The sequence below is a fragment of the Enterococcus sp. DIV0724b genome, assembly GCF_050531475.1.
In the GTDB taxonomy this organism is placed as follows: Bacteria; Bacillota; Bacilli; order Lactobacillales; family Enterococcaceae; genus Enterococcus_L; species Enterococcus_L haemoperoxidus.
Genome location: NZ_CP172890.1, coordinates 1,207,515 through 1,232,929, shown reverse-complemented (window position 1 = coordinate 1,232,929; position 25,415 = coordinate 1,207,515). Strand labels below are relative to the sequence as shown.

General features: G+C 35.4%; 29 protein-coding genes and 1 pseudogene. 6 read left to right on the top strand and 24 right to left on the bottom strand.

From position 1 onward, the window contains the following. Positions 1-526: 526 nt before the first annotated feature. The 10 genes from IGJ02_RS05750 to IGJ02_RS05705 all read right to left on the bottom strand — a co-directional run bounded on the left by IGJ02_RS05750 (position 527) and on the right by IGJ02_RS05705 (position 8,487). Positions 527-1,918 carry an oxaloacetate decarboxylase subunit alpha gene (locus IGJ02_RS05750; RefSeq protein ID WP_430603577.1) on the bottom strand — a complete coding sequence of 464 codons (1,392 nt, stop codon included), beginning with the start codon at positions 1,916-1,918 and terminating at the stop codon, positions 527-529. 1 nt (position 1,919) lies between these two features. Then, positions 1,920-2,456, bottom strand: a complete 537-nt coding sequence (gene citX, locus IGJ02_RS05745) for a citrate lyase holo-[acyl-carrier protein] synthase (protein WP_430603575.1) — start codon at positions 2,454-2,456, stop codon at positions 1,920-1,922. Further along, positions 2,449-3,978: a citrate lyase subunit alpha gene (gene citF / locus IGJ02_RS05740; RefSeq protein ID WP_430603573.1), complete on the bottom strand. Its 1,530-nt coding sequence runs from the start codon at positions 3,976-3,978 to the stop codon at positions 2,449-2,451. The genes citX and citF overlap by 8 nt, the downstream gene beginning before the upstream one ends. A gap of 1 nt (position 3,979) precedes the next feature. After that, the gene (citE, locus tag IGJ02_RS05735; protein WP_430603572.1) at positions 3,980-4,867 is read right to left on the bottom strand and encodes a citrate (pro-3S)-lyase subunit beta; all 888 of its coding nucleotides are present in this window, start codon (positions 4,865-4,867) and stop codon (positions 3,980-3,982) included. Then, on the bottom strand, positions 4,855-5,163 hold the full coding sequence (gene citD / locus IGJ02_RS05730; protein ID WP_010760870.1) for a citrate lyase acyl carrier protein: 309 nt from the start codon (positions 5,161-5,163) through the stop codon (positions 4,855-4,857). The genes citE and citD overlap by 13 nt, the downstream gene beginning before the upstream one ends. Positions 5,164-5,176: 13 nt before the next feature. After that, a complete protein-coding gene (citC, locus tag IGJ02_RS05725; protein WP_430603570.1) occupies positions 5,177-6,172 on the bottom strand; it encodes a [citrate (pro-3S)-lyase] ligase in 996 nt (331 codons plus the stop codon). Positions 6,173-6,185: 13 nt separating this feature from the next. Continuing rightward, positions 6,186-6,311, bottom strand: coding sequence for an OadG-related small transporter subunit (locus IGJ02_RS05720; protein ID WP_010760868.1), 126 nt, complete (start codon positions 6,309-6,311; stop codon positions 6,186-6,188). Positions 6,312-6,346: 35 nt separating this feature from the next. Next, on the bottom strand, positions 6,347-7,462 hold the full coding sequence (locus tag IGJ02_RS05715) for a sodium ion-translocating decarboxylase subunit beta (RefSeq protein ID WP_430603569.1): 1,116 nt from the start codon (positions 7,460-7,462) through the stop codon (positions 6,347-6,349). A gap of 43 nt (positions 7,463-7,505) precedes the next feature. Beyond that, on the bottom strand, positions 7,506-7,898 hold the full coding sequence (locus IGJ02_RS05710) for an acetyl-CoA carboxylase biotin carboxyl carrier protein subunit (RefSeq protein WP_430603567.1): 393 nt from the start codon (positions 7,896-7,898) through the stop codon (positions 7,506-7,508). Between the two features lie 259 nt (positions 7,899-8,157). Next, positions 8,158-8,487 carry a hypothetical protein gene (locus tag IGJ02_RS05705; protein WP_430603565.1) on the bottom strand — a complete coding sequence of 110 codons (330 nt, stop codon included), beginning with the start codon at positions 8,485-8,487 and terminating at the stop codon, positions 8,158-8,160. Between the two features lie 400 nt (positions 8,488-8,887). Here IGJ02_RS05705 and IGJ02_RS05700 point away from each other — a divergent pair, with 400 nt between their 5' ends. From IGJ02_RS05700 to citG, 3 genes are all read left to right on the top strand, one after another. Next, positions 8,888-10,231 carry a CitMHS family transporter gene (locus IGJ02_RS05700; protein ID WP_010760864.1) on the top strand — a complete coding sequence of 448 codons (1,344 nt, stop codon included), beginning with the start codon at positions 8,888-8,890 and terminating at the stop codon, positions 10,229-10,231. A 130-nt stretch (positions 10,232-10,361) separates the two neighbouring features. Continuing rightward, the gene (locus tag IGJ02_RS05695) at positions 10,362-11,066 is read left to right on the top strand and encodes a GntR family transcriptional regulator (RefSeq protein WP_010760863.1); all 705 of its coding nucleotides are present in this window, start codon (positions 10,362-10,364) and stop codon (positions 11,064-11,066) included. Continuing rightward, entirely contained in the window at positions 11,050-11,937 is an 888-nt protein-coding gene (gene citG / locus IGJ02_RS05690; RefSeq protein ID WP_430603563.1) for a triphosphoribosyl-dephospho-CoA synthase CitG, read from the top strand. Before IGJ02_RS05695 ends, citG begins: the two co-directional genes overlap by 17 nt. A gap of 87 nt (positions 11,938-12,024) precedes the next feature. Here citG and IGJ02_RS05685 read toward each other — a convergent pair whose 3' ends face one another. Then, the gene (locus IGJ02_RS05685) at positions 12,025-12,741 is read right to left on the bottom strand and encodes a response regulator transcription factor (protein WP_010760861.1); all 717 of its coding nucleotides are present in this window, start codon (positions 12,739-12,741) and stop codon (positions 12,025-12,027) included. Positions 12,742-12,851: 110 nt separating this feature from the next. Between IGJ02_RS05685 and IGJ02_RS05680 the strand changes: the two genes are divergently transcribed. Together IGJ02_RS05680 and IGJ02_RS05675 are read left to right on the top strand one after the other, a co-directional pair. Continuing rightward, positions 12,852-14,702 (top strand): ATP-binding protein, encoded by a 1,851-nt coding sequence (locus tag IGJ02_RS05680; RefSeq protein ID WP_430603561.1) that lies wholly within the window; start codon positions 12,852-12,854, stop codon positions 14,700-14,702. Between the two features lie 150 nt (positions 14,703-14,852). Further along, positions 14,853-16,067, top strand: a complete 1,215-nt coding sequence (locus IGJ02_RS05675) for a YdcF family protein (protein ID WP_430603559.1) — start codon at positions 14,853-14,855, stop codon at positions 16,065-16,067. A gap of 53 nt (positions 16,068-16,120) precedes the next feature. Here IGJ02_RS05675 and IGJ02_RS05670 read toward each other — a convergent pair whose 3' ends face one another. The 7 genes from IGJ02_RS05670 to IGJ02_RS05640 form a co-directional block, all read right to left on the bottom strand. Then, the gene (locus tag IGJ02_RS05670) at positions 16,121-16,462 is read right to left on the bottom strand and encodes a hypothetical protein (protein WP_010760858.1); all 342 of its coding nucleotides are present in this window, start codon (positions 16,460-16,462) and stop codon (positions 16,121-16,123) included. Beyond that, entirely contained in the window at positions 16,459-17,757 is a 1,299-nt protein-coding gene (locus IGJ02_RS05665) for a Y-family DNA polymerase (RefSeq protein ID WP_010760857.1), read from the bottom strand. The genes IGJ02_RS05670 and IGJ02_RS05665 overlap by 4 nt, the downstream gene beginning before the upstream one ends. 168 nt (positions 17,758-17,925) lie before the next feature. After that, entirely contained in the window at positions 17,926-18,477 is a 552-nt protein-coding gene (locus tag IGJ02_RS05660) for a hypothetical protein (protein ID WP_430603557.1), read from the bottom strand. A gap of 125 nt (positions 18,478-18,602) precedes the next feature. After that, a complete protein-coding gene (locus tag IGJ02_RS05655; RefSeq protein ID WP_430603556.1) occupies positions 18,603-19,340 on the bottom strand; it encodes a hypothetical protein in 738 nt (245 codons plus the stop codon). Positions 19,341-19,387: 47 nt separating this feature from the next. Continuing rightward, positions 19,388-20,125, bottom strand: a complete 738-nt coding sequence (locus IGJ02_RS05650) for a hypothetical protein (RefSeq protein ID WP_430603555.1) — start codon at positions 20,123-20,125, stop codon at positions 19,388-19,390. 9 nt (positions 20,126-20,134) lie between these two features. Next, a complete protein-coding gene (locus IGJ02_RS05645; RefSeq protein ID WP_430603553.1) occupies positions 20,135-20,317 on the bottom strand; it encodes a colicin E3/pyocin S6 family cytotoxin in 183 nt (60 codons plus the stop codon). A gap of 403 nt (positions 20,318-20,720) precedes the next feature. After that, on the bottom strand, positions 20,721-21,254 hold the full coding sequence (locus tag IGJ02_RS05640; protein ID WP_430603551.1) for a hypothetical protein: 534 nt from the start codon (positions 21,252-21,254) through the stop codon (positions 20,721-20,723). 384 nt (positions 21,255-21,638) lie between these two features. Here IGJ02_RS05640 and IGJ02_RS05635 point away from each other — a divergent pair, with 384 nt between their 5' ends. Continuing rightward, positions 21,639-21,923, top strand: a complete 285-nt coding sequence (locus IGJ02_RS05635) for a hypothetical protein (RefSeq protein WP_430603550.1) — start codon at positions 21,639-21,641, stop codon at positions 21,921-21,923. A gap of 116 nt (positions 21,924-22,039) precedes the next feature. Here IGJ02_RS05635 and IGJ02_RS05630 read toward each other — a convergent pair whose 3' ends face one another. From IGJ02_RS05630 to IGJ02_RS05605, 6 genes and pseudogenes are all read right to left on the bottom strand, one after another. Next, positions 22,040-22,750, bottom strand: coding sequence for a hypothetical protein (locus IGJ02_RS05630; RefSeq protein WP_430603548.1), 711 nt, complete (start codon positions 22,748-22,750; stop codon positions 22,040-22,042). Positions 22,751-22,764: 14 nt separating this feature from the next. Further along, positions 22,765-23,157 carry a hypothetical protein gene (locus IGJ02_RS05625; protein WP_430603546.1) on the bottom strand — a complete coding sequence of 131 codons (393 nt, stop codon included), beginning with the start codon at positions 23,155-23,157 and terminating at the stop codon, positions 22,765-22,767. Positions 23,158-23,315: 158 nt separating this feature from the next. Then, complete coding sequence (locus IGJ02_RS05620) at positions 23,316-23,726, bottom strand: hypothetical protein (protein ID WP_010760849.1); 411 nt, start codon at positions 23,724-23,726, stop codon at positions 23,316-23,318. A gap of 12 nt (positions 23,727-23,738) precedes the next feature. Further along, positions 23,739-24,719 (bottom strand): hypothetical protein, encoded by a 981-nt coding sequence (locus tag IGJ02_RS05615; RefSeq protein ID WP_430604140.1) that lies wholly within the window; start codon positions 24,717-24,719, stop codon positions 23,739-23,741. A gap of 45 nt (positions 24,720-24,764) precedes the next feature. Next, positions 24,765-25,037 (bottom strand): annotated as a pseudogene (locus IGJ02_RS05610) (RHS repeat-associated core domain-containing protein); the annotation flags it as partial. 50 nt (positions 25,038-25,087) lie between these two features. Beyond that, entirely contained in the window at positions 25,088-25,366 is a 279-nt protein-coding gene (locus IGJ02_RS05605) for a hypothetical protein (protein WP_010760839.1), read from the bottom strand. Positions 25,367-25,415: the final 49 nt, after the last annotated feature.

Here is a 25,415-nt window from a genome sequence, read left to right as displayed (position 1 = left end):
CATCAGTTACTTTTTCACGTTGTTTCTATTTCTGATATTGAACAGTTTTTTTGACTCAACTGCCCTCTTTATAATTTTATAAATCTTTTCTTTTATTTCTATGTTCTTCCTCCAAAAGCCTTTCTATCTGTATTGATTGTCCACTCTGTGATTAAACATTTCATAAAATCCAGCACTGAAAAAGATCCAGGTAAGAGCAAGTAGCGAACACCAAATCTTTTATAAAAGATTTATGTTAGTACAGGACTGTATACTCCATTTAGATAAACTTACATATTGACTAAATCAATCTGATTTTCATTTATTCGTCCTGTATCATCAATAGCTTATATTTTGAAGCTTTTTAATAGAATTAACTATAAAATTATCTAAACTTCTCAATGTGAAATAGTCTTGATTGTAATTAAAAAATGTATTTATTCACTAGTATTAACACAATAAGAAGAGATTAAGTTTACTTATAAGTCATACTAAAAAAGAATGAGCTTATTTCCAAACAATGCCGGAAATAAATTCATTCTTTTTTCTAAATATCTAATGTAACACTCACTTCTTGCAGAGGAACATCATAAAATCGATCTTCTCTTCTACCTAAAAAGTCTTTTCCTTGTTGTGGGAACAATGCATACATTAAAACATCTTCAGTTGATTTTGCATATTCTGCGATTTCTTTTTCATACTGCGGAAGTTCTGGCGTCAGTAAGTCAGCTGGCCTAACCGTGATCACTTCTTCTTCACCAATAATCAATTTCGTCATTTCTTCTGAAATTGCTACAGGCGGTTTTCCATACAAGCCTTTCACATAATCCCTGATTTCTTTCGGTACTATTTTATAACGTTCACCGCTGATAACGTTCATTACTGCTTGGGTTCCTACCATTTGAGATAGTGGTGTGACAAGTGGCGGATAGCCTAGATCTGCACGAACTTTTGGCACTTCTCTTAGGACTTCTTCGTATTTATCTGCTAAACCTTGTTCGGTCAATTGGCTTAACAAATTCGATAACATACCACCTGGAACTTTATAAATCAACGTTTTTGGCTCTGTATCTTTTACTTTAGGATTCAACAAGCCTTCTTCTCTAAATTTATCACGGATCGGATTAAAATAGTCCGCCACTTCTGCAACTTTTTTCATATCTAAATGCGTATTGTACCCTAAGTTTTCCAATGCAAGCGCCATCGATTCTGTGGCTGGTTGACTTGTTCCACCAGAAAATGATGAAATGGCTGTATCAATAATATCTGCACCTGCTTCAACAGCTTTTAGATAGGTCATTTCAGCAATCCCACTAGTTGCATGTGTATGAACTTCTAAAGGCACTTGGATTTTACTCTTGATTTCGGTAACTAAACGATAGGCATCGTCGGGTGTCAGAATCCCTGCCATATCTTTGATGCAGATGGAATCTGCCCCCATTTTTTCAAGTTCTGTGGTCAATCCCACAAAATAATCAATCGTATGAAAATCGCTCGTTGTATAAGAAATAGCCGGCTGACAATGTCCGCCAAATTTCTTTGTTGCTTCGATTGAAGTTTGCAAGTTTCTTGTATCGTTCAGCGCATCAAAAACGCGGATAATATCAATCCCATTTTCAATTGACTTTTGTACAAAGGCTTCTACCACATCATCGGCATAATTTTTATACCCAAGTAAATTTTGTCCGCGTAAAAGCATTTGTAATTTCGTATGTTTAACTGCTTTTCGAATCGTTCTTAAACGTTCCCAAGGATCTTCATTCAAGAAACGAATACAGGCATCAAATGTTGCCCCGCCCCAAACTTCCAAAGCATGATATCCTGCTTCATCCAATGTTTGAATGATCGGTAACATATCGCTCGTTGGCATTCGTGTCGCGATTTGGCTTTGCTGACCGTCCCTCAGCACTGTTTCTGTAAAAAGGATTTCTTTTGTCATTTCATCCTTCCTTTCTCAATAGTTGACTGATTGTTTCTTGCATTTCTTCTACACTATGGCGTCTTTGTCTACCGCAAATTTTTGCTTCTTCTTCACAAATGAAACAGGTTCTTGGTTTGTAATTTAATTCGCTACGACTGACTGAACACAAGGCTTGCTCTTTTAAATAAACGACATCTAAATCCATCAAACGGCCATAGCGATGCGTTTCTTCAACTTTAATTAGCTTTCTTTTTAGCTCTTTTGCTGTTTCATTAAGGACTAGATAATATTCAGAACCTGTTTTTAACTCTCGGTGTTTAAGAGCTGCTATTTTTTCAGGAGGAAAAAGAGAATTGATCTCTTTCATGACAGTTAAAAATGCTTGTCTTAGCTGCTCATTTGTTTTTACAGGCCCTGGAATATTCATCGTAGCGCTTAATAAGACACAGTTAGGATGCTTTTGTAAAAGTTCTTGCTGAATATTCGCTCGTTTTTCTCGTACATTCAGCATCTCTATCAGCGTAATCGTCTCTCCAGTTAAATGGGCTTTAGACATTTTTGACCACATCGATAATTGAACCATCACGATATTCGATCAATGCAACGACTTTATCCCCATACTTGATTGCATCTGGACGAGCTACGATACTGTAAGCTTTTTCTTGAAGTTCTTTCATCGTTAATTGTGGAACATCTAAAGCTTTAAAATGTTCGACTAAGTCTGGTCGTTCTGGATTGATCGCAATCCCAACTTCCGTCACCACAACATCAATGCTGCTGCCTGGTGTTACGACTGTATTGACCTCTTCAACGATCGTTGGAATTCTACCTCTGATCAAGGGGGCAATGACTAAGCTCATCTTACAAGCCGCACTTGTATCTGAATGCCCGCCAGATGCACCACGAATCACGCCATCTGATCCTGTAATCACGTTCACATTAAAATTCGTATCAATTTCTAGCGCAGAAAGAATCGCTGTATCTAATTGATTGATCACAGAACCTTTGCTTAAAGGTGAAGCATACATATTTGCATCGATTTCGTAGTGGTTCTCATTCTCACCTAAAGAAACGGCAGACGGATGATCAAAATCTTGTACGTCAATGATTTTTTCAACAAGTCCTTCTTCCAATAACTCAACCATCGCATTGGTGATCCCGCCTAAAGCAAAACTGGCTGTAATACCATCTTTGATCATCGCTTCTTTCAAAAACCTAGAAACAGCTAAGGCTGCACCACCCGTTCCTGTTTGGAACGAAAAACCACTTTTATAATACGGTGAATGCGTAATTACTTTCGCTGCATATTCTGCAATCAACAGTTCTTTCGGGTTTTTGGTAAATCGAGTAGCCCCTTTGGCTATCCCATCAGGATCACCGATCGCATCAACCTCTACGACAAAATCTACATCCGTTTGTGGAATGCTGATTGGTGTATTTGGATAGGGCATCAAGCTATCTGTGATAATCACTACTTGATCGGCATACTTAGCATCGATCATCGCATAGCCTAATGAGCCACATGTGGCTTTGCCTTTGGTTCCATTTACATTACCATACGCGTCTGAACTTGGTGCTCCAAGAAAGGCCACATCGATATGAATATCGTCTGCAGCAATCGCTCTTGCACGTCCACCATGTGAACGGATCACAACTGGATTTTCCATAATTCCTTCAGAAATCGCAGCGCCGACTTTATCACGTAACCCACTAGAGGTAATATTTGTCACCACACCATTTTTGATATGATTGATCAATGGTTCATGAACATTCGCGATCGAGCTGGGTGCAATCGATAGATTTTTGATCCCTAATGCCGCAATCTCATCTAAAACCATGTTCATAACAAAATCACCTTCACGAAAATGATGATGGAAAGAAATTGTCATACCGTCTTTTAATCCTGTTTTTTCAATCGCTTCTTTTAAACTACCTAATAACTTTGTATCTCTTGGCCTCACAGGATTGATCGTGCGGCTAGCCTCTTTATACTCACGAATATTCGCTAGCTCTCCTTTAAATAAACCGTATTGTTCAGCATAATTATCTGGAATTTCTTTGCCTACATTATTTTTCATCTTAGACTTCCTCCTCAGAAATTAATTTTGCTGCAATAGCCAGTGCAATCACTCGCTCTGCTCGTTCAACAATTGGTTTATCCACCATTTTACCATTCACTGAAATTACACCTGAACCTTTCGCTTCCGCTTCACGAATCCCCCAAATTACTTCTTTCGCATTTTGGATTTCTTTTTCTGTTGGTTCATAGACACTGTTTACTAAAGGGATTTGACGTGGATTAATAACAGACTTACCGTCAAATCCTAATTGTTTGATCAGCTCAACTTCTGCTAGGAACCCTTCTGTATTATCGACATCTGAATAGACTGTATCGATTGCTGCAATTCCTGCTGCTCTAGCTGAGTGTAAAATAAAACTACGTGCGAAAAACAATTCTTGGCCGTCTGGGTATCGGTGTGTTTTCATATTTGTTACATAATCTTCTGCTCCAAGTGCGATACCAATCAAGCGGTCACTTGCTTGTGCAATTTCTCGCGCATTTAAAACACCTTCAGCCGATTCGATTGCAGCCATCATTTTTGTTGTCCCAACGCTTACGCCATATTTTGTTTCCATTTCAGTGATCACAGTTGCCACATCCACAATATCTTGAGCTGTTTCTGTTTTTGGCAATCGGATCACATCAACACCTGCTAAAACCATCGCTTCAACGTCTTGACGCCCCACTGTATCTAAGCCATTGATTCGAACGACCGTTTCGACAGTCGAGTAATCAAATGTTCGTAAAGCATTATAGACAAGTAAACGAGCACTATCTTTTTCTTTTAAAGAAACAGCATCTTCTAAGTCAAACATCAACGAATCAGCGCCGTATAACGTCGCATCTCTTAGCATTGAAGCATTCGCTCCTGGTACAAACATCATCGTTCTTCTTAAACGTTCCATGTATTTAACACCTGCCAGTCTACATTTTCTTCACCAGCAGCACGATAAACAGCTGCCACTGTTCGAGCTTGGATGGTACAATCCAATGCACCTTTATCAATTGCCTGAACCTTCGCGTCAGTGACTGACAAATTAGTTAAAGTCTCTTGTATTTTTTCGCGAATTTGACGTCCAAACTGTTTTTCAACACTACTGTCTAGTTCAATTTGAATTCCTTGTCCACTGTTTTTCCCAATTGTAATCATAATATCGCTTGATTCAGTTGTACCAGCAGATGCGTTTTGTTTGATTTCCAAAATAGACACCTCATTACTTATTTTTTTGTTTGATTATTTCTTCAAAAGTTTTGGGCGGAACAAGTGATTTAATTGCTGCATAATTCTCTTGTTCCATTAAAGCACGAACTTTTGTGGCACTGATTGCTTCTCCATCTATTTTTTTTCTTGGTAAAACAACTAGTTTCAGCTCAGAACCAAACGTCTTTTTCATCGCCTGATTGTAAATCTCTGTTACTGCTGAAAACGGCTCTTCTCCAACAAATCTAGTTGAAATTGACAGAACACAAGCAATCTTTTCTTTAAATAAAGTGGCATCCAAAACAGCCTGGACTTCCGCAATACTAGCCTTGGCCTGATCTTTCAAAAAATAAGATGGAAAGGTTGCACTGGATACCATATATTCTCTTGTTGGTAAAACCACTACATTTGCTAAATGACGAACGCCTTCTCGGACTAGTTCAAAACGTGTTTTAGCATCAAATAGCGATCGTTCCTCGGATAAAACAAACAGATACACTGTTTCCGAACGTTTAGCGGCTTCTGTCACTAAATATAAATGACCATTGGTAAATGGATTGGCATTCATTACAATTGCAGCATTTTGTTTTGTCTCTCGTCGATGCTTTTTAAGGTCCACTAAATAGTCTTCAAAATTAGGAAACCCTTGCTCCATGAAAACCAATTCATTCGTTGCAGCAATTTCCGTAAAACCCAAAGAGTGAAACAACTTGCTGGTTTTCGGTTTTGTATACAAAAAATAATGCTGATATCCTATTTCCTGCAGCTCTTCTCGTAAGGCTTGAACAATTTGAGAAAGCAGGTTTTCATTTTGATAGGAGGAATCAATTGCAATACATTTTAGAATATTCCTAAAAACCGATCCTGTTCCAATCAGTTTTTCCTGATCATAGATACCAATCGTATAGTCTAACTGGTCATCCGGTATAAGATCGGCGTTAATCAAAAAATCTGACCACTGCTGTTTTCCTGTCAAATCTCGATCAAGCCAAATTCTTCTGATGTTCATTGTTTAACACTTCCTAGCTTTTCGGTGGGAATAATTTATTTAACATAAACGACGCAAAGTAGATCACGAAAATGACAACAAACACGCCACCCCAACCAAAAACCAATAACTCTAATGATTTCAATAAATCAGCTGACATAAACAAGCTCCTTTCCCTTTCTTCTATTCAAAACGCTACGCAAGCAACGCTAATAATAAGCCGCCCGCAATAACTGAGGCAATCTGTCCAGATACATTTGCACCTGCTGCATGCATTAAAATAAAGTTCTGTGGATCTTCGTCTGTTGCCATTTTTTGAATTACTCGACTAGACATTGGAAATGCTGAAATTCCTGCAGCACCAATCATTGGATTGATTTTTTCTTTTCTAAACAGGTTCAATAATTTGGCAAATAAGACACCCCCAACTGAATCCATTACAAAGGCAACTAATCCCAAACCAATAACCATTAACGTATCAATTTGTAAAAATTCTTCATATTGCATTTTCACTGAAATCGCCAATCCTAGCACAATACTGATGATGTTTACCAGCTCATTTTGTGCTGTTACAGATAAACGATCTAAGACTCCACATTCACGCAGTAAATTCCCAAACATTAAGAATCCAACTAAAGGAAGGGAAACTGGTGCTACCAATCCAGCGACAATTGTAATTACGATTGGGAATAAAATTTTCGCTGTTTGTGATACTTCACCAGCACGATACGTCATACGAATTTTGCGTTCTTTTTTTGTCGTAACTGCTTTGATTGCGACTGGTTGAATAATTGGAACTAAGGCCATATAAGAATAGGCCGCTACCATGATCGCACCCATATATTTCGAATTCAACGTGTTGGCAACAAAGATTGACGTTGGTCCATCTGCTGCTCCGATGATTCCAATAGAAGCTGCATCATTTAAATCAAAACCTAATAAAACGGCCGCAATAATTGTAAAGAAAATCCCGAATTGAGCGGCTGCACCGAACAATAATAAAAATGGATTTTGTAACAATGGACCGAAATCGATCATAGCGCCAATACCGATAAATAGTAACAATGGAAATAATTCCGTCGAAATTCCTATATCAAACAACACTTGAAACGGACCAGCTTCTCCACCAGCACTTAGTACTCCTGAATTGGGAAAGTTAACTAAAATCGTTCCTAATCCCATCGGTACAAGTAAGGTAGGTTCATACTCTTTTTTGATCCCCAAGTACATCAGGACGCCTCCGATGACCATCATTACAATACGTCCCGGTTCCTGTCCCATTCCTACTACACCTTCAATTAATGTCTCCACAAACGTCACTTCCTCTTTTTAAATTAAACTACTTTTTTCTTCTTTAACCAATTGTAATTAATGGTTCTCCAGGATTGACCATATCCCCCTGCTTAACATGTATCCCTGTGACTAGGCCAGATTTACCAGCTACAATTTCATTTTCCATTTTCATCGCTTCAAGAATCATTAACGGTTGATTCTCCTGAACTGTATCGCCAACATTTACCAAAATTTTCAAGATTGTTCCAGGCATAGGTGATGGCATTGCATCGCTTCCAGCAGTTGTGCTTGCTACAGGAGCTGCTGTTTCTACTGGCTCTGGCTCTGGCGTTGGCGCCACTTCTGCCACAGGTGCTACTGGTGCTGCTATTGGCGCTTGTGGCACACCACCAATTTCTTCCATTTCTACTAAATACTCTTTTCCATCGATTGAGATTTTAAACTTACGTAACATTTCTTTTCCTCCTAAAATTTAAAGTGTAATGGGCTCGTCCGGTCTCGACTGAAAAATAGGAAATTATGACTGAGGTGATTTTTGCCTCATTCATCATTTATCTTTTTTCCGAGAGACTAGCCCATGGAACTAGATAACACAAACGCACAATGGGCTCGTCCAGCTCTGACTGAAAAATAGGGAATTACGACTGACGTGCTTTTTGCCTCATTCATCATTTTCCAAACAAACTGACCGATGCTATCAAGTAATTCAAAAACTAACTCGTTCTTTTCTCCTTGATTGACCGAATGACAAACTGACTCTCTGTGTGATCAGCCGATGCAATACTAGTAGCGATCACAGAAACCAGTTGTGCTTCTGGATTTCTTTTTGAAATACGTTTAATCCTAAATTCACTTTCTGGTTGATCTCCAGCAGCGATTGCGGTTGCAATCAGCGAAACAAATTGATATTCTTCACTTTCTACTGGAATGTAGCCAACAACTTCCTGCCATTCATTCTGTTCTTCTATTATAGGAGAAAGTCGTACTTCATCTGATTTTATTTCTGTTTTTTCTTTATTAAACAGCCGTTCAAATAGACCCATGAACTCACATCCTTTCTGTTTATGAATTCATTATAGGTAAAAACGATTACAATAAAATGAAATCATCAACCTCAAATTGTTCTTTCTCTGTTCCTCTTTGTCCAAAAACTTGTAAAAACCTTATAAACCTTGTTATATCAACGTTTCAAAGCATTTAAGGTTTTATTAATATCTTATTAACATCTCTTTAAGAAACCGCTCTCATTTGTGTTTTTTTGGTGTTCTTTTTCCCCCTCCCATCTATTTATCTAAACTTTCTTAGATTAAACTTAGCATTGTTAACGAAACAAGAAAGGGCTTTCTAAATTTGCCTTACTGTTAATTTTCTATAGACCCAACACCACAAAGAGACGCCCGATTGTTTCGGAAAACGAATTTAGTGTTGAAGGAGAGAAAAAAAATGTTATTAACTGTTTTGTCTTATGTGATGATCATCGTCTTCATGTTTGTCATCATGAAAAAGAAAATGTCACCGTTTACAGCTTTGGTTTTGATTCCACTGATTTTTGCCCTGATTGCAATGTTTGCAGGTGTTTCTAAGAAAGGCTCTATCGGAGACTTTGTTATGGAAGGAATCAAAACAACATCCACTACAGGTATCATGTTATTGTTTGCCATTCTTTATTTTTCAATTATGTTGGATGCTGGACTATTTGACCCAATTACGAAAAAAATGATCCACATCGCAAAAGGCGATCCGATGAAAGTGTTAATCGCTACAGCTGTTGTTGCCGCAGCCGTTTCGCTTAATGGAGATGGCACAACGACAACATTGATTTGCTGTTCTGCTTTTATTCCTATCTATAAGAAACTGGATATGAAATTGATGAACTTAGCCGTCATTGTTATTTTGCAAAACACAATCATGAACTTACTCCCTTGGGGCGGTCCAACTGCTCGTGCGATGAGTGTGTTGAATGTTGGTGCTGAAATTTTAGCGTATCTGATTCCTGGTATGATCATTGCATTACTTTATGTAATCTTCATCGTAGCACCTTCTATGGGTAGAAAAGAACGTGCTCGTCTTGGCATCAAGCAACTGACAGATGAAGAAATCGATGCCATGACAACTGTTACAGATGAAGAAACATTGGCGATTCGTCGACCTAAAATTTGGTTATTCAATGCGATTTTAACCATCGGCTTGATCGCTTTATTAGTAACAGACTCATTTGTTGGACTTGGTTTACCACCGTTATTCTTGTTCTTAACTGGTACTGTTGTAGCATTAATGGTCAACTACCCTGTTTTAAAAGATCAATCATCACGTATTGGTGCTAATGGCGGCGATGCTGTTCAAGTAGTCATCTTAGTTTTTGCAGCGGGTGTCTTCATGGGACTTTTCCAAGGGACTGGTATGGCAGATGCATTAGCTCAAAGTTTCACAAAAATCATTCCGAATCAATTAGCCGGTTTCTGGGGCTTAGTGATTGCCTTGATTTCAGCACCTGGTACTTTCTTTATTTCGAATGATGGGTTCTACTTTGGGGTCTTACCTGTTTTAGCCGAAGCTGGTCGTGCTTACGGATTTACAGATATGCAAATGGCATTGGCTTCATTAATGGGACAAGCGTTCCACTTGTTAAGTCCATTGGTTGCTTTCATTTATCTATTACTTCGTTTGACTGGTTTAGATATGGGGCAATGGCAAAAAGAATCCGCTAAATGGGCGTTGGGCATCTTTATTATCTTTGTTGTAACGATCGTCTTGACTGGTCATATGCCGCTTTATATTCCGCAATAACTATTTTTGTTCATTGAAAATCGTACATTTCATAAAAAAATTTGTGCGATTTTCTTATCTTTTTCTTAGCAATATAGAATAAAAATATTCATTTATTTTTCCTACTATTAACCAAAAGAGGAGTAATCAGATGAGTACAATATCAGAAGCAGTTGGAAAAAATTTAGATTTAAGTGTCAATGAACCGTTGAAAGAGCTTGTTTATAAAGCATTTCGCAAAACAATCATTCTGGGTGAAATTCCTGCTGGACAACGGATCAATGAAAAAGAGTTTTCTGAAGTGATGAATATCAGCCGTACACCGATTCGCTATGCCTTACAAAAATTAGTGGAAGAAGGCTTAGTTGATCATGTTCGTGGCGTTGGCATTATCGTGCGAGGGATTTCACTTAATGATGCCAATGAAATTTATGCCATTAGAAAGTCTTTGGATGTTTTAGCTACGATCACAGCGATGAAAGAAATGGATTCTGAAGATTTTGAAGAGCTAAAAACTTTATTAGAAGAAACGGAACGTTTAAATGAAGCAAATGAAATCGATCAGGTTTTACAAAAGTTTTCTGATTTCAATGAATTGATTTATGAAAAAAGTAAGATGCTACGTTTAAAATCAATCGTCATGAAATTGCGTGAATACCTCGTCTACTTTAGAGATATCTCAATTCGTTCTAAAGACCGTCGAGATAAAGCGTTGAATGAGCATTGGTTGATCTATAAATGTATGCTGAACCAAGAAGAAGAACAATTAAAACTACTTATTACAGAACATTTAGATTATTCTCAAACGTTCATCCTTAAAGAAATGGAAAAACATTTAAATGAAACAGCTAAATGAACAGAATGCGCCTAAACTGATCAGTGAATTTGCTTTAGAAGCGCTGTTATATGAAGCTAGTCTTTCTCCTAAACCAGGGCTAGTCGATCCTAAAAGCTGCGGTGCACATGCAGACATGAATTATTCTACTTTTATTGATAGTAGTACCGCACTTGCTCCATTTTTTACAAAATATATTGATTTAGGGATTAATCATGACGGCTCCCCTTCTGTTTTATTTGAAAAGGTTCGTGCCCTTGGTCAGCAAGCTGAAACTGCCATGCTGAGAAAAACCAAAGGTATTAATACCCATAAAGGAGCAAATTTCTCTTTTGCCTTACTTTTAAGTGCAACAGGAAAAATAATGAACGATAAGCACCTCCAGATTCCCTTTGCAAAACAAGATACAGCAGATGTTTTTAACTATGTAAAACGGATGACCAAAGGATTACTTTTAAAAGATTTTGCAGGTTTGGCACAAAAAAAACAATTAAGTTATGGAGAAAGACTTTATTTAGAATATGGTATCATTGGCATTCGCGGTGAAGCAGAGTTAGGTTATCCTGCACTTAAAGACAACGCACTTCCATTTTTAAGAAAATACTATAATTATGATCAACGCACCATGTTTTTAATTTTGTTATTACGTTTAATGGCAACGATCGAAGACTCTAATTTAATCAATCGGGGTGGTATCAATGGTTGGAGCAACGTCCAAAAACAAGCAACTGAACTTTTACAAACTCTCTCCATCAATAGCTCAGAAAAAGAACTAGAAGATGCGTTGATTCTTTTTGATCAACAATTGATTGAAGAAAATCTTAGTCCAGGCGGTTCCGCTGATTTAATCGCATTAAGTTTCTTTTTTGGTCGTTTGGAAGGGCTGTTTTGAGTTTTACATAATAAAAAAATATAAAAACAGGTGAGGAGCATATCTGCTCACCACCTGTTTTTATAAATTTACCCATTCAATCCAGCTTCATGCTTCTTTCCCTTCTGGATTAAATAAATAGCCAATGCCCCAAACTGTCTGTAAGTATTTTGGTTTCTTGGGATCATCTTCAATCTTATTTCTTAAGTAGTTAATGTACACCGTGATCAGATTCTTATCCATATCTCCATCACTCCAGACACTAGCGTAAATCTGTTCCTTACTAAATACTTGATACGGATTTTCCATAAAAAATAAAATCATCATGATTTCTTTAGAAGTCATATTTACGATTTCACCATTTTTACTAAACTGGTATTGATTTTTATCAAACGAAAAGATTCCATCTTTCAATAAGGTTTCTTCACGATTCTGGCTTAGTGTCAGTAACTGCTCTGTTCGGTTCAACGTACTGATGACCTGTGCTCGTAAAACATCTGGCGCAAAAGGTTTAGAGAGATAAACATCCCCTCCCGATTCTAGACCACTGATGATATCTTGCTCGCTTTTTTTCCCACTTACAAAGATAATGGGTGTCAAGGGCTGGCGTTCTCGAATCAATTGAGCCAAATGATAACCGTCATTCTCGTGTTCTAGACTTACATCTAACAGAAATAATTGAAACTCTACTCGGTTCATGATATCTATTGTTTTTTCGATCGTATCACTTTGATAAACCAATAATCCCGTTGACTGAAGCGACTTCCAAATCAATCGGCGAATTGCAGGATCATCATCTACCACTAAAATTTTTTCGTTTCGCAACGTGCACACCTCATTATTTTTTTACATTATCTATACAATAGCGGAATTATCTTTAAATTTCAACATGAACTTGTTATGATATGAACAGACTTTTAAAAGGAGCTAGACCAATGAAACGAACAAATAGAATTGTAAACATCATGATCGCAGCGATGATTGTCTTTATTGTTGTATCCGTTTTCTTTGCAATTCGGGGATTTTCCATTATTCGCAAAACAACAACGGCTAGCGGACAGGACTTTTTGCTGCAGTCAACAGAATATGTTGGTAAAGTGATCCAACTTTCTATGAAAAACCGCCATCAAGCTCTTAATTATCTAGCAATCGACGGTAATTTAAAAAATAGTGATGCCCCGGAGACTTACTTAAAAAACAGCGCTTCATCTCTCAACACCTTTTTTGATTCTTTAAATAATGAGGCTGATGCGCTCTTTTATATTGAACCTGATGGCACACCTTTATACGCCTTTCATTGGGATTCTGAGAAAAAACAAGTCTTGATTACAGATACTGAAACGATTCGTCCCTTTATCAATCATGATTTGTCCCTAAAACAACTACTGGATAAGCCAACTGCTCAAAATGGTGATTCGTATTTTATCGATAAAAAAGCTTATGTTAATTTTTATCAAGAAATTAGAACCTCATCTGGCGCCATTGATGGTTATTTGATTTTACCATTGAATTTAGAAGCCTTTTATAAAAATTTTCTACAAGATTTTGAATTAGACTATAAAGGCTACCCAATGATCAAGGATCGCTCGATGACGGTGGTTATGCATCCTGTCCCACAGCAAGTTGGCTTAGACATTATCAATGGACGAGAAAAACTATATCCTGATTTTGACTATTCTGATTTAAAACGCTTAGAAAAATATCAGCTAAACCACGATTCAGGAAAACTGACTTATAAATCTTATTGGTGGGATGAAGATATTCCAACAGAAGTTTTAAAAATAAGTGCTTTTGAATGGATCGATGTTGGTCTTGCTCATTGGGTTGTTGCAATCAATGCGGATTATAATGAACGAAATGATGATATCATCAATTTTGTAATCGTTTTGTCTTTCCTTTTAGTTTTATTATTACTTTTAATTATTATTTGCTCGTTGTTTATTCATAATTTCAGAAAAAAAGAAACAATCGAAGCAGAAAACCGCCAACTAATCGAAAAACAAAAACAGCAAAAAATGCAGCATCAGTTAGAATTAGAACTCTATCAACGAAACAAAATGGAAACTGTCGGTCTTCTCACAACTTCCATTGTCCATGATATGAACAATTTCTTAACGCCAATTATCGGCAATACCCAATTATTATTGGAAGAACATAGCGACGATCCTGTATTAGAAGCAGATTTAGAAGAGATCCTCCATTCTGCCCAAAAAGGAAAACAACTATCATCAAATGTCCTACGCTTTTCTAAACCTCAAAAAAGCGTTCAGGAGTGGATAGATATTTCTGCCGCTATTGGCGTTGCGACTCACTTGATTGGAGAAATTATTCCAAAAAAAGTTCAATTATCTCTGTCCATTCAGGAAAATCTTGGCACCACAAAATTAGAAGAAACTGATTTACAGAATTTAATTTATAACCTGATCACAAATGCCTATCAAGCTACAAAAGAAAATTCCAATAAACAGCAAAAAATTACTGTAACTGTCTCACCTGCTTCAAAGGAAATAACTGAACTGTTGCAAAAAAGCAGGCATCAAATGAGTCAGATCAATCGTTTTGTTACCTTGGAAATCTCTGATAATGGTCCAGGAATCCCTACTGAGTTAAAGGAAAAAATATTTGAACCATTTTTTACCACAAAATCTGCCGACGAAGGTACTGGTCTTGGCTTGTTCGCAGTAACCTCGATTGTTGCAAAATATGAATGGCACCTTTCATTAGAGTCAAAAGAAGGTATCGGAACAAGCTTCTTTATCACGTTTCCAGTTCGTTCTTGTGAATAATTAAAAAATAAACATTCTTTATTTTAATAAAAGTGAAGAATGTTTATTTTTTTTCCTCTTTCTAAGCTTAATAAAACAGACTTTATAGTATTTTTTTCCCTCATTTTTCGTTATACTAATATAGAAATCATTTATTGAAGGAGTTCTATTATGGGGAATTATTTTAGTATTATCATTGGTATCATTTATCTTATTGGTGTATTTATTATTCCAAAATGGCGCCAAAAAAAGGTCAATCAAGATTGGAAATTTTTTGAACTACTTTGGTTTTCGATTTGCTTTATCATTTATGTTATTTTTTTAGAAGTACAGCTTCATACTTATTATTTTTTGATCCCATCAAGTTTTCTCCTGATTTTTCTTTTTAGTTATTTTAAAGAGAAACGTAGGTTAGCCAACGGATTATTGTTTAATTTATTTCTCATCGTAGGTATGACTTACTTGGGCTCTTTGCTTGTTAGAACAATGAATCCTTTATTGATCGTTTTAGCAGGAATTACAGGCGTTTTTTTGTTGCTGCTACTATTAATTGGACTTTACGCTTTGCTTGTTTTCTTGTATTGGAATGCAATTGTCGTGATGCGCAAAGAAGGACACTCTTTAGCAAACTTATTGACATTACTTTTAGCGATTGGTTTGACAGTCTTTCTGATATTTAATTACTATTCAGATAAAGTTTTACCGCAATGGGCTTCTCTACTATTTGGAATCTTACCGTTATCTATGTTTTATTTTTCTATTGTTTTCTATAATTTTTTAACGATTTCGATCATTTATCAATTCAACCAACCTAAATATAATAAAGATTTTATTATTGTTCTAGGTTCTGGTTTGATCGATGGAAAAACGGTTCCGCCTCTTTTAGGCAAACGGATCGAAAAAGCGATTCAATTTTATAAAGCGCAGTCCAATGCTACTTTGAATCCGCCAAAAATTCTGATGTCTGGCGGTAAAGGCGATGACGAACATATCGCAGAAAGCCTTGCAATGAAAAATTATGCCCTTGAAAAAGGGATTCCCGAAGAAGATATTTTAGTTGAAACAAATTCTAAAAATACGCTAGAGAATATGAAATTTTCAAAAGAAATCATGGAACAAGATTTTGGTGGCACAGATTTCCGAGCACTTTTCACAACCAATAATTTTCATTTATTCCGTGCTGGTCTTTTTGCAAAAATGGCGAACCTAAAAGCCGATGGTATCGGAGCTCGAACAGCCTTCTACTTTCTGCCGAATGCCTTTTTAAGAGAATTTATTGCTATCGTGATGATGCATAAGCGCCGTCATTTGATTGTTTGTGGTCTAATTGCAGTAATGATGATTCTATTCGCGTTAGCCGAATTCTTTCTTGTCACTAGCCGTTAAAAACTGAAAAACCATCTAACTTTAGCACCGTATATAAAGTTAGATGGTTTTCTTTAGTATAACTGAACATGGCGAATTTCATCGTAACCGATCTTATGCCCTCCAACATAAATGCCCAATTCATCATGACCTTGAATCATGCCAATAATATCTGCTCCATAATTTCCTTCACAATCTAGTTCTTCTTTTTGAATCATCACTTCAACTTGATTTTGAAAAGCCTGAGCTAATACTTCATCGATTTCTGACCAGCTCATTTGTATTTTCTTTTTAGCTGGCTGTATTTTTTTCTCTTGTTCAATAATTGCGGTATGTTCAGATAAATAAAATCCTGCCCACTTTTTCATTTTTCGATCTTGATACTGTTCAAAATAATAATCTCGCTCTTTACTCATTGCAAGCCCTCCATTCCCCCTGCATGCCCGCCGACTAGTGATGCTCTTGAAATTGCTGTACCGCCAGATGAGACTGAACTGGCGTGAACCAACGAAACATAGCCAAAACGTTGCCGAATTTCGTCGATCAACTGGTCTAATTTCAGTTCTTTCATTTGCTCATCTGGTTCATGAAATAAATCCAATTGTACATAAGTATTGTAATTCAGTTTGGAATACGTAATCCCAATATGTCGTACTTCTTCTCCGTGCCAATGTTGTCTAAAGATCGTCAAACAGTATTCAATCAACAACTTGCTACTGTTTGTTAATGGCACTTTCATTTGTCTTGAAAAACCAGAACCGCCCGACTTACCTGCTTTAGAAAATCCCACAGACAAATGAACACATTCTGTCTGACAATTGGCTTTTCTAAGGCGCGCTGCTACTTGTTCCGCCATTTCTCTGATTACAACTTCGATCTCATCTTGTCTCAGATAATCCCGCATCAATATCTGAGAATTGTTATAGGAGCGTTCTTCTGGTATGTATTTTTCAGATAAACGGCTGCGGTCAATACCATGCGCATGTGCATATAGCTGTTCACCAATGATTCCTAAATTTCTTTTAAGAGTATTTAAATCTGCATGGGCTAAATCATATACAGAACGAATTCCTAGGTTATTTAAACGTTTGGCTAACCGGTGACCAATTCCCCACATCTCCGTCATTGATTCAATTGCCCAGACTTTTTCAGGAACATTTTCATAATGCCACTCAGCTAACCGCTCATTATTGTGTTTTGCTTCGATATCCATCGCTAATTTGGCTAGCAAAGGATTATCACCAATTCCGATCGTGATCGCTAGACCTGTTTCTTTTTTGATTCTTTGTTGAATGATTTTAGCTAACGCTCTGGGTGTTTCTCCGAACAATTTCCAACTGGCAGTTACGTCTAAAAAAGATTCATCGATCGAATAAATATGTAAATCTTCTTCTGCAACATATTCTTTATAGATTGCATTGATTTTCATGTTTTCTTTGATATATTCATTCATCCGAGGCGGCACGATCTCTAACTCTGGATGATCCGGCACATCATATTTTCGTGTCACATTGGTGATTCCCAGCACTTCTTTCGCTTTTGGTGAAGAGGCTAAAACGAGGCCGCCAGTATTTTCAGCGTGACTCATCACAACGAGCATTTTTTCAAGTGGATCGTAGCCTCTAGCCACACATTCAACTGATGCATAAAAGGATTTCACGTCAATACAAAAAAGCACTCTTCTAGGTTCTTTTTCATAATCAAAAATCATAACTATCCTCTCCTTATTCTATTCCATAACCAATTATACGAACGTACGTTCCTTTTGTAAAGGGGAACAACTTTTTAAGTTTTAAAAATAGATAAATAAAAAAGAGCATATGCAATTATCAGTTTTTTTCTGATACTTGCATATGCTCTCTTAGTATTCAATACAGCTTCAACATAATGTCTTCATTACTGCAGCTTCTGATAGTTGTCCTATAAATAGTTCTTTTGAAGAAAAAGTATACATCTTATTGAAGTCCATTTCTTCACAAATAAAATAGCGCCCTTTCTCCTTTGATTTCAATAATCTTAACGATTTTCTTTGTATCCTTATAGTCTTCTCTTTTTTTCCAACTACAAGTTTATTATATAAATAGTTATCATCTGAATACCAATCCAACTCAGAAACCATAACTAGTTTAAGTTTTGTCGTTGCCCAAGTATGATAGTTATTTGTTATCAACGATTTAACTTGTAGTAACTTGATCAAAAAGACTAATGAAAGAAAGATTAGAGTTCCAGTAAAGATATTTGATATTATACCTTTCCATCCAAATACAAAATAATATAGATTGAATAATAATATTGATAACAGTAAGCAACTAGTGAATTTCCAAATCGATTTATTAATAAACAATAATAATTTTCTTTTTACGATTGGTTCATATAGTAATATATCGTCTATTAAAATTTTTCTTTGTGATTCAAAATCCATATACAACATACAACAGCCCCTTTTAATTTAAACTTATACAATCAATATTCCGAACAAGTAACTTCCAACACTAAGTTTAAATACAATTTTTATCTCTTTCATCTTCGTTTCATACATTTGTAAATTCATTTAGTCTACAAAAAGAACAGCCCACTCTCATTTGCAATTTTTTCGTATCTCTTTTTATCTTCTTCATTCTGAAAAACTAACGGTAAACTGATGTCATAATTTGTTTTTATAATTAAAGGAACAGTATTAAAATATAAACTACTCCACAAACATTCTCTTAAAAAACCTTTAAAAAACATAGTTAATAGATTAAGATCATCTATTAAATAAATGGTATTTTTACTAGTCTTTAGAATCTCAATTTGATTTAACAAGATATATTTATCTATTTGATCTAAGTGTTTCTCTTGGTTTATCAGAAACTCCATTAAGGTTTGATTATTTTCAAATGTTCCAAGATCGATGTAGCACTTTTCTTTATTTAATTCAAAAACTTTTTTTATAAAACAAAGAAATTTAGTTTCTTGATTTAGTTTGAAGTAGTCATTTGAAAGCAAATTTAACCGAGGATCTTCATTGCTCATCGGCTTATTAAAAATATCTAGTGCAACTTTTATATACTCTTTTTTCGCTATGCCAAACAGCTGATCATAATTTTCAGATTGAGTATATAGATTCCATAATTTGCTATCAATACTCACAATATCACTATTGATTGGTTTAATTATTGGAATACTACCATCTTCAAGTCTAATCTCTAAATTTATTTCCTTTTTCATCATAAGTGACTTCTCCCTTTTCTTTTTCAAAACCTCTTTTGTTTTTAGGATTTTCTTAGGAACTTCCGTCATGATTTGTTCCATTATTCTGGATTTTCAAACTCTATTTTTCAATTAAAAGTCAGCTAGATTTACTCAAGATTTTTTCTTACTTCAGTAATGGTCTTTTTGTGTATTATATTCTCTGTAGTATCATTTTTTTTGTTTAAAATAAAATAGATACAATCTCTATCTATTACAGCCTTTCTCAATTCCATTTTTTGATTTACAGTATACTTTCCTATTATTTTATCTAGATAAAATAACTCTAAATAAGTTTCATTATATAATATAATGTACCGATTTTTTACATCAATAGATGTAGTTACTTCACTAAAAGAAAGTACTATTCCCATTTCCTTATTCTTATATATAAGAGTTTCTTCGTCTAACTCAATAATATATTCATCCTGATTATTAGCAATAATCTTTTCCTTTTGAAACTTTTTTTCAATTACCTCCCCTGTCAATAAAGAAAATTTATACATATAATCCAAATGTCTTAATAAAAAACTATTTTCTTCAAAATAACAAAACTCTGTATATGGTAAAAACTGGTCTTTTATCACTATTTGTTTTTTATCTCGTAAGCAGATAATATACATCGTTCCACTTTCTGCATCGTGTATTACGATTGTATCAGTATTATAATCTGAATAAACTTGATAAATCATCAAATCTGAACATATCTCATACACATCTATTTTTTCCAAATTTTTATTGAAAATTAAAATTCCTTCATAGGAATTATTTACAATCACAAATTTTTGAGTCACAGCAAGTACATAAATGTCATTATCAATTATTGGTACTGTTATTTCTCCCAACATGTTCTCCTCCTATTTGGGTAGCTTTTTATTTAAATCTGCAGTTCCTGGTTTTAACTCACCTGTTTTTGGATCAGCTTCACCTATATGTTTGCCATGTTTATCATATACTTCTAAATGGCTTCCTTTACCTTTATGAAGGGTGTCACGATGATAGTATTTGCCATCTTTTTCAAATACTTTAGCACCTTTCACTCTTTTTTTAGTTGACGTATAACTTCCACCACCTAAGATAGTCTCATTATCTAAAGAAACTCTATTATCTCTTTCCCAATCAGTTTCTTTCGCTATTTTCTGAATATAATCCCCAATAAACCAACCAACTATCCCATTCGCAAGGTCTTGTGCACTTGGGACTTTTGGTAAAGATGGGAATGAGAAGTTTCCAGTATCTAGATCTGGTTTAGGTATCGTTTCTACAGGTGGAACTACTGGTACTCTTGGTATAGGAATTATAAATTTAATTACTACAAAAAGCCCTAAATTACTTACTGTTTATTTATTGATAAAGACATACTTAGCGTTACTGAATAAATTATGTATATAGCCGGAGTAGGCTGTAATAATACTTAGCTTACTCCAACTTTGATTCCCTTTTCTACTGATGACTCTCGTATTGCGGATTCACCAAATTCGTCAACTGTGGTCGAGGTGACCACTCTGCAGGTTTGTCTGGTTTAAAGTGCCATTGACAACCTCCTAATATCCAATTTTCACGCCATTTTTGTATTCCTTTGTTTTTATTTGGATAATCGTCCAAGCCAAATTGAAAACCACAACATGGACAAATATCATCTGAAGGGTAGCCATATTCTTCATCGTAAGCTGGTTCAAATAATCCATCAAACTCACAGACTGGACAACTATTTTTTATCACATCACTCTTTTTATAAACGACTCCAATCTCTTTTAATTGTTTTTCTACATTCCAATTTTCTGGACAATCAGGAATATACCAAAAAGGACACCCCTTTTCTATCCATGATTCTCTCCATCCATCATGAGAAATTCCTTTATCATCATCTTCACCAAATTGAAAACCGCAACAAGAACAAACTTCTCCTGATGGATAATCTTTTCCATACGATTCTATTTCCAATCCCTTATAACCACAAATAGTACATGTATACATTACTTATCAACCTCCGATTTCAAATTATTTTCCTGGTTGCTTATCCCAATAAGCTTTTCCTTTTACAGGTTTAAATATAGTTCTGCTACTACCATCTCTATTATACGAGCCAAAAAGACCTGTCGTCTCATCATAAACCCTTGTTACTCCCTTATCGTCCGTTTTACTATTGATACTACCTCTTCTATTATATAAATCACGTGCTTTCTTCGCATAATCATCCATATTTTTTGAATTTGTTTCTGCTCCATGTCAATCATAATGATCTTCTAAAATCCTAGAAATCCCCCAATCATTCGCTCTAGCAATATCATCAATATTTTTTTCTTGCACTTTCTGAATATAATCCCCAATAAACCAGCCAACTATCCCATTAGCACGGTCTTGTCACTTGGGACTTTTGGTAAAGATGGGAATGAGAAGTTTCCAGTATCTAGATCTGGTTTAGGTATCGTCGTTACAGGTGGGACTACCGGGACTCTTGGTATTGGAATCACAAATGCGGCTCCTACAACCAGCCCTTTATTCTTACCCGTCCATTTCTTATCCGCCGTATCACAAACTTTCTTGATTCGAACTGTAGCTGCTGCTCGTGTCGCTTTATTCCAAGCTTTAGACCACCAATCAGCGTTTCCGCTGCAACATCATTTTTCCTACGCACAAAACTGAATAAACAGATTAATTATTTCACTAGATTTTACGTACAAATTGGAGTAAGCTATAAAAAAACTTACCCCAACTTTTTGGAACTATTTGAACCATTATCATTTATATTACTATTCTTTCTACTTCACAATACTTCCATTAACAATTGATTTTAAACTATCTGGTGAATAAAGATAATCTAAATCTATTTCAAAATCAGTTGGCTTTTCATTCAAAATAATATCGTTCAACTTTTCAATACTTTCATATAGAAACTTCTCTAGTTCAATATTTTTCTTTTGCTTTCCCCACAAACTTTCAATTATTCCCCAATCAAAACATCGCATGACTCTCAGTTGGTTAGCACCTGACCAATCTGGATTTATTTCATCACTTAAAATAATTCCATCAGAAACTAAATTGTCTAACTGCTTTATAATTCTAATTATTTTAGAATTATTTGAAACTACAATATTATTATTTTCGATTGAAGGATATGTGTTTAAAAGTTCTTCTCTCTCTTTTACACCTTCTCTTATTCCAGCAATATCTACTTTTTTATTCCAATAAACTTTTCTAATTATAAAAAATGTGTTCTCATCAAATTCTTCTCTTTCATCTGAATAAATAGAAAAACTAATTAAATCACTATTTGGAACTTCTCTAACCACTTGAAAAATAAGCTCACATTTTATTTTGTTACTCTCACTTACTACGATAATTTTTGCTGGTTCTTTTATATAATATTCTACAATTTCTTCATATCTAACCATCGGTATTCGAGAAAAAGAAGTACTATATTCTCTAATCATTTTTCCATTAGTTAGCTCTTTAGGTCTTGTATTATCCATTTTCTTCTCCTTTACTATTTTCCTTTAGGTATTGTATCAACATAGGTTGGCGGTCCTCCTTTTTTAGGGATAGAGTAAACATCACCTGTTTTAGGATTCCAGTATAAGTCTGCTTTACTTTTACCTTTTACATCCTGCGTATATTCTTCACCACCTAAATCTTTTACTTTATTATTCGGTAGATGTTTCAAATCTTTAGCTTTAACATCATCTAAATCTCTATTTTTTGCTATTTTCTGAATATAATCCCCAATAAACCCGCCAACTATCCCATTAGCAAGGTCTTGTGCACTTGGGACTTTCGGTAAAGATGGAAATGAGAAGTTTTCAGTATCTAGATCTGGTTTAGGTATCGTCGTTACAGGTGGGACTACTGGTACTCTTGGAATGGGAATCACGAATGCCATTCCTACAACAAGTCCTGAATTACTTCTTGCTCATTTCCTGTCGGCCATATCACATTTTTATTTGGAATATTTTTAGCTCAGAGTTATTTGATATTATGTATAGCTAAAATAGAGAAAATTCTCCATTTTAGCTTTTTTCTACTCCTCTTAACTAAACTCTACAAAGTTTTTTTCATATGTTCGTACAAATTTGGGATATCCTCTATCGCTAAATCACAAATTCGTTCAAAAGTTTCTTGATCAGTTAAATTTTTATAATTGAGATAATCATCATAACTAGATTTTTGGTTGTCCATTGTTATTCTTGCTATTTTAGGAATGATTTCATAGTTTTTTCTTGACGGCGCAGACGGTCCGCAACGCCACTCCAAGTTTCCTTTAAATGACTTTACACTATTTTTAATTTTTTCATAATCACCTCGCTCGTTTTTATCTTTAACTAATTGAAAATATAGAGCAGGAATTTCATAATAAAAATCATTACGTTGGTACATGGGCAATCTTCTCTGTCGTACATTAAATTTTTTCTTTATAAGATTAGCTAATTTATAGTCCTCATCTGAATCCATTTCATTACTCCTTTACAATTTAGCTTCAAATACATTAATCCCTTGTGGATTTAGGCTATTAATTTCTTTAAAATACATATCTTTGGAAACTGGCACGGAAGAATAACGTGGATCATATATCATATTATTATATGAATATACAAAATGATAATCGAATTGTTCTATCTGACCATACTCTGGTATTGACACTTGTCCACCATCTTTAGAAGTAATGTTATAAACTTTTCCATTTCTGTTTATTTCTACTAAGTCCTCGGCTATCTCCTCACAATCAATATTGGTATTAGTTTTATAACTCGATTTATTCATTCCTTGCTCAAGAGCTTTATCTGTTTCTTGCTCTTTGGATTTATTCTTTGTGCTATTATCTTCTCTTAAATTCCCTCCCATTTCACCTACTGATGCAAATATCTTCCCAATACCAATAGCATTCTTTGCCCAATCTAACGTATTCTTCGCTTTTCCCAGTAAACCTATTGCGCCTCCGCCAGGGATAAAGAGAACTTCATTTTTAATTATTTTAAATTTGCCATATTTCTTCTCGAACTCTTTTAACTGCTCTTCGCTACTTTTCTTACCTGTCCATTTCTTATCCGCCGTATCACAAACTTTCTTGATTCGAACTGTAGCTGCTGCTCGTGTCGCTTGTGCTCTAGCTACCTGTACTTGATAGCGATAAGCCGCACTTTGATAATACAGCGCCTGACTATACGTCTGATAACCAACAGGCTGTCCATTTCTTCCTCGGATATAATTGACACCGACATAACTACGTTGTGGGTAATACGTTCTTCCAACATAATTCCCCACGTAACGAACACCAGATGCAATTCCTCCCCATGAACTTGAAGCACGAGGTGAGGATGGTACAACCGCATTCCAGACAGCTTTTGCGCCATTCCAAACAGCACTTGCTACCTTCTTAACACCGTTCCAGACTTTTTTCGCTACTTGTTTGGCGCCATTCCAAACTTTTTTGGCAGTTTTCTTCACACTATTCCATGCCTTAGACCACCAACCAGCATTTCCGCTGCGATCACGGTATTTCTGCGGGTTGTTTTCTACATAGATATAGCGGTTCTGGCTTTGAGGTTGTTCTACTTTTCCATACCAGGTATCTTCTTGTAGGAAACGTCCTGTTGTGGTGCTGTATTCTCTAGCACGTAAATGGATCCGATTCGACTGATCATGGTATTCACTGCGGTAGCCGTACTCGTTATACAGAATAAGCAGGTTGACAATTTCGGTGTTTTTTATGTATAGATTGGAGCAAGTTATTAAAAAACTTACTCCAACTTTTAATTGAGACACAGACTACTCATTTCATAGCATTTATATTATATGTTCTATAATATAAAATTTTATCTTTCTAAACTTAACTTGTCCAATTGCTTTTTTGGATCCCAATCTTTTGGTTTTTCAAATACTTCAGAATACCAATTATACCCTTCGGATATCCACCTATTTCTCCATCTATCTATTTCTATATTTTTATTATGTTCCGCATTATCATCATCAAATCCAAATTGAAAGCCGCAACAGGGGCATATTTCATAAGATGGTTCATCAAAATCATTATATGCTTCTAATTCTAACCCCTCAAATCCACAGACTGGGCATATATGTTTATCATTGTTCATTATAATAATCTAATCCTCTCTTTGGTTTAAAATAAGTTTTAATATTTCC

What these genes read in the sequence shown, in the direction of transcription:
- citC (WP_430603570.1), bottom strand. Translation starts at nt 6,172, where the DNA reads ATGAACATCAGAAGAATTTGGCTTGATCGAGATTTGACAGGAAAACAG.
- IGJ02_RS05655 (WP_430603556.1), bottom strand. Translation starts at nt 19,340, where the DNA reads ATGGAACAAATCATGACGGAAGTTCCTAAGAAAATCCTAAAAACAAAA.
- citG (WP_430603563.1), top strand. Translation starts at nt 11,050, where the DNA reads ATGAAACAGCTAAATGAACAGAATGCGCCTAAACTGATCAGTGAATTT.
- IGJ02_RS05695 (WP_010760863.1), top strand. Translation starts at nt 10,362, where the DNA reads ATGAGTACAATATCAGAAGCAGTTGGAAAAAATTTAGATTTAAGTGTC.
- IGJ02_RS05705 (WP_430603565.1), bottom strand. Translation starts at nt 8,487, where the DNA reads ATGGGTCTATTTGAACGGCTGTTTAATAAAGAAAAAACAGAAATAAAA.
- IGJ02_RS05605 (WP_010760839.1), bottom strand. Translation starts at nt 25,366, where the DNA reads ATGAACAATGATAAACATATATGCCCAGTCTGTGGATTTGAGGGGTTA.
- IGJ02_RS05625 (WP_430603546.1), bottom strand. Translation starts at nt 23,157, where the DNA reads ATGGCATTCGTGATTCCCATTCCAAGAGTACCAGTAGTCCCACCTGTA.
- IGJ02_RS05650 (WP_430603555.1), bottom strand. Translation starts at nt 20,125, where the DNA reads ATGTTGGGAGAAATAACAGTACCAATAATTGATAATGACATTTATGTA.
- citX (WP_430603575.1), bottom strand. Translation starts at nt 2,456, where the DNA reads ATGTCTAAAGCCCATTTAACTGGAGAGACGATTACGCTGATAGAGATG.
- IGJ02_RS05660 (WP_430603557.1), bottom strand. Translation starts at nt 18,477, where the DNA reads ATGTTGTATATGGATTTTGAATCACAAAGAAAAATTTTAATAGACGAT.
- IGJ02_RS05700 (WP_010760864.1), top strand. Translation starts at nt 8,888, where the DNA reads ATGTTATTAACTGTTTTGTCTTATGTGATGATCATCGTCTTCATGTTT.
- IGJ02_RS05680 (WP_430603561.1), top strand. Translation starts at nt 12,852, where the DNA reads ATGAAACGAACAAATAGAATTGTAAACATCATGATCGCAGCGATGATT.
- IGJ02_RS05675 (WP_430603559.1), top strand. Translation starts at nt 14,853, where the DNA reads ATGGGGAATTATTTTAGTATTATCATTGGTATCATTTATCTTATTGGT.
- IGJ02_RS05720 (WP_010760868.1), bottom strand. Translation starts at nt 6,311, where the DNA reads ATGTCAGCTGATTTATTGAAATCATTAGAGTTATTGGTTTTTGGTTGG.
- IGJ02_RS05665 (WP_010760857.1), bottom strand. Translation starts at nt 17,757, where the DNA reads ATGATTTTTGATTATGAAAAAGAACCTAGAAGAGTGCTTTTTTGTATT.
- IGJ02_RS05620 (WP_010760849.1), bottom strand. Translation starts at nt 23,726, where the DNA reads ATGGATTCAGATGAGGACTATAAATTAGCTAATCTTATAAAGAAAAAA.
- IGJ02_RS05630 (WP_430603548.1), bottom strand. Translation starts at nt 22,750, where the DNA reads ATGGATAATACAAGACCTAAAGAGCTAACTAATGGAAAAATGATTAGA.
- IGJ02_RS05670 (WP_010760858.1), bottom strand. Translation starts at nt 16,462, where the DNA reads ATGAGTAAAGAGCGAGATTATTATTTTGAACAGTATCAAGATCGAAAA.
- IGJ02_RS05750 (WP_430603577.1), bottom strand. Translation starts at nt 1,918, where the DNA reads ATGACAAAAGAAATCCTTTTTACAGAAACAGTGCTGAGGGACGGTCAG.
- citE (WP_430603572.1), bottom strand. Translation starts at nt 4,867, where the DNA reads ATGGAACGTTTAAGAAGAACGATGATGTTTGTACCAGGAGCGAATGCT.
- IGJ02_RS05640 (WP_430603551.1), bottom strand. Translation starts at nt 21,254, where the DNA reads ATGTATACATGTACTATTTGTGGTTATAAGGGATTGGAAATAGAATCG.
- citF (WP_430603573.1), bottom strand. Translation starts at nt 3,978, where the DNA reads ATGAAAAATAATGTAGGCAAAGAAATTCCAGATAATTATGCTGAACAA.
- IGJ02_RS05710 (WP_430603567.1), bottom strand. Translation starts at nt 7,898, where the DNA reads ATGTTACGTAAGTTTAAAATCTCAATCGATGGAAAAGAGTATTTAGTA.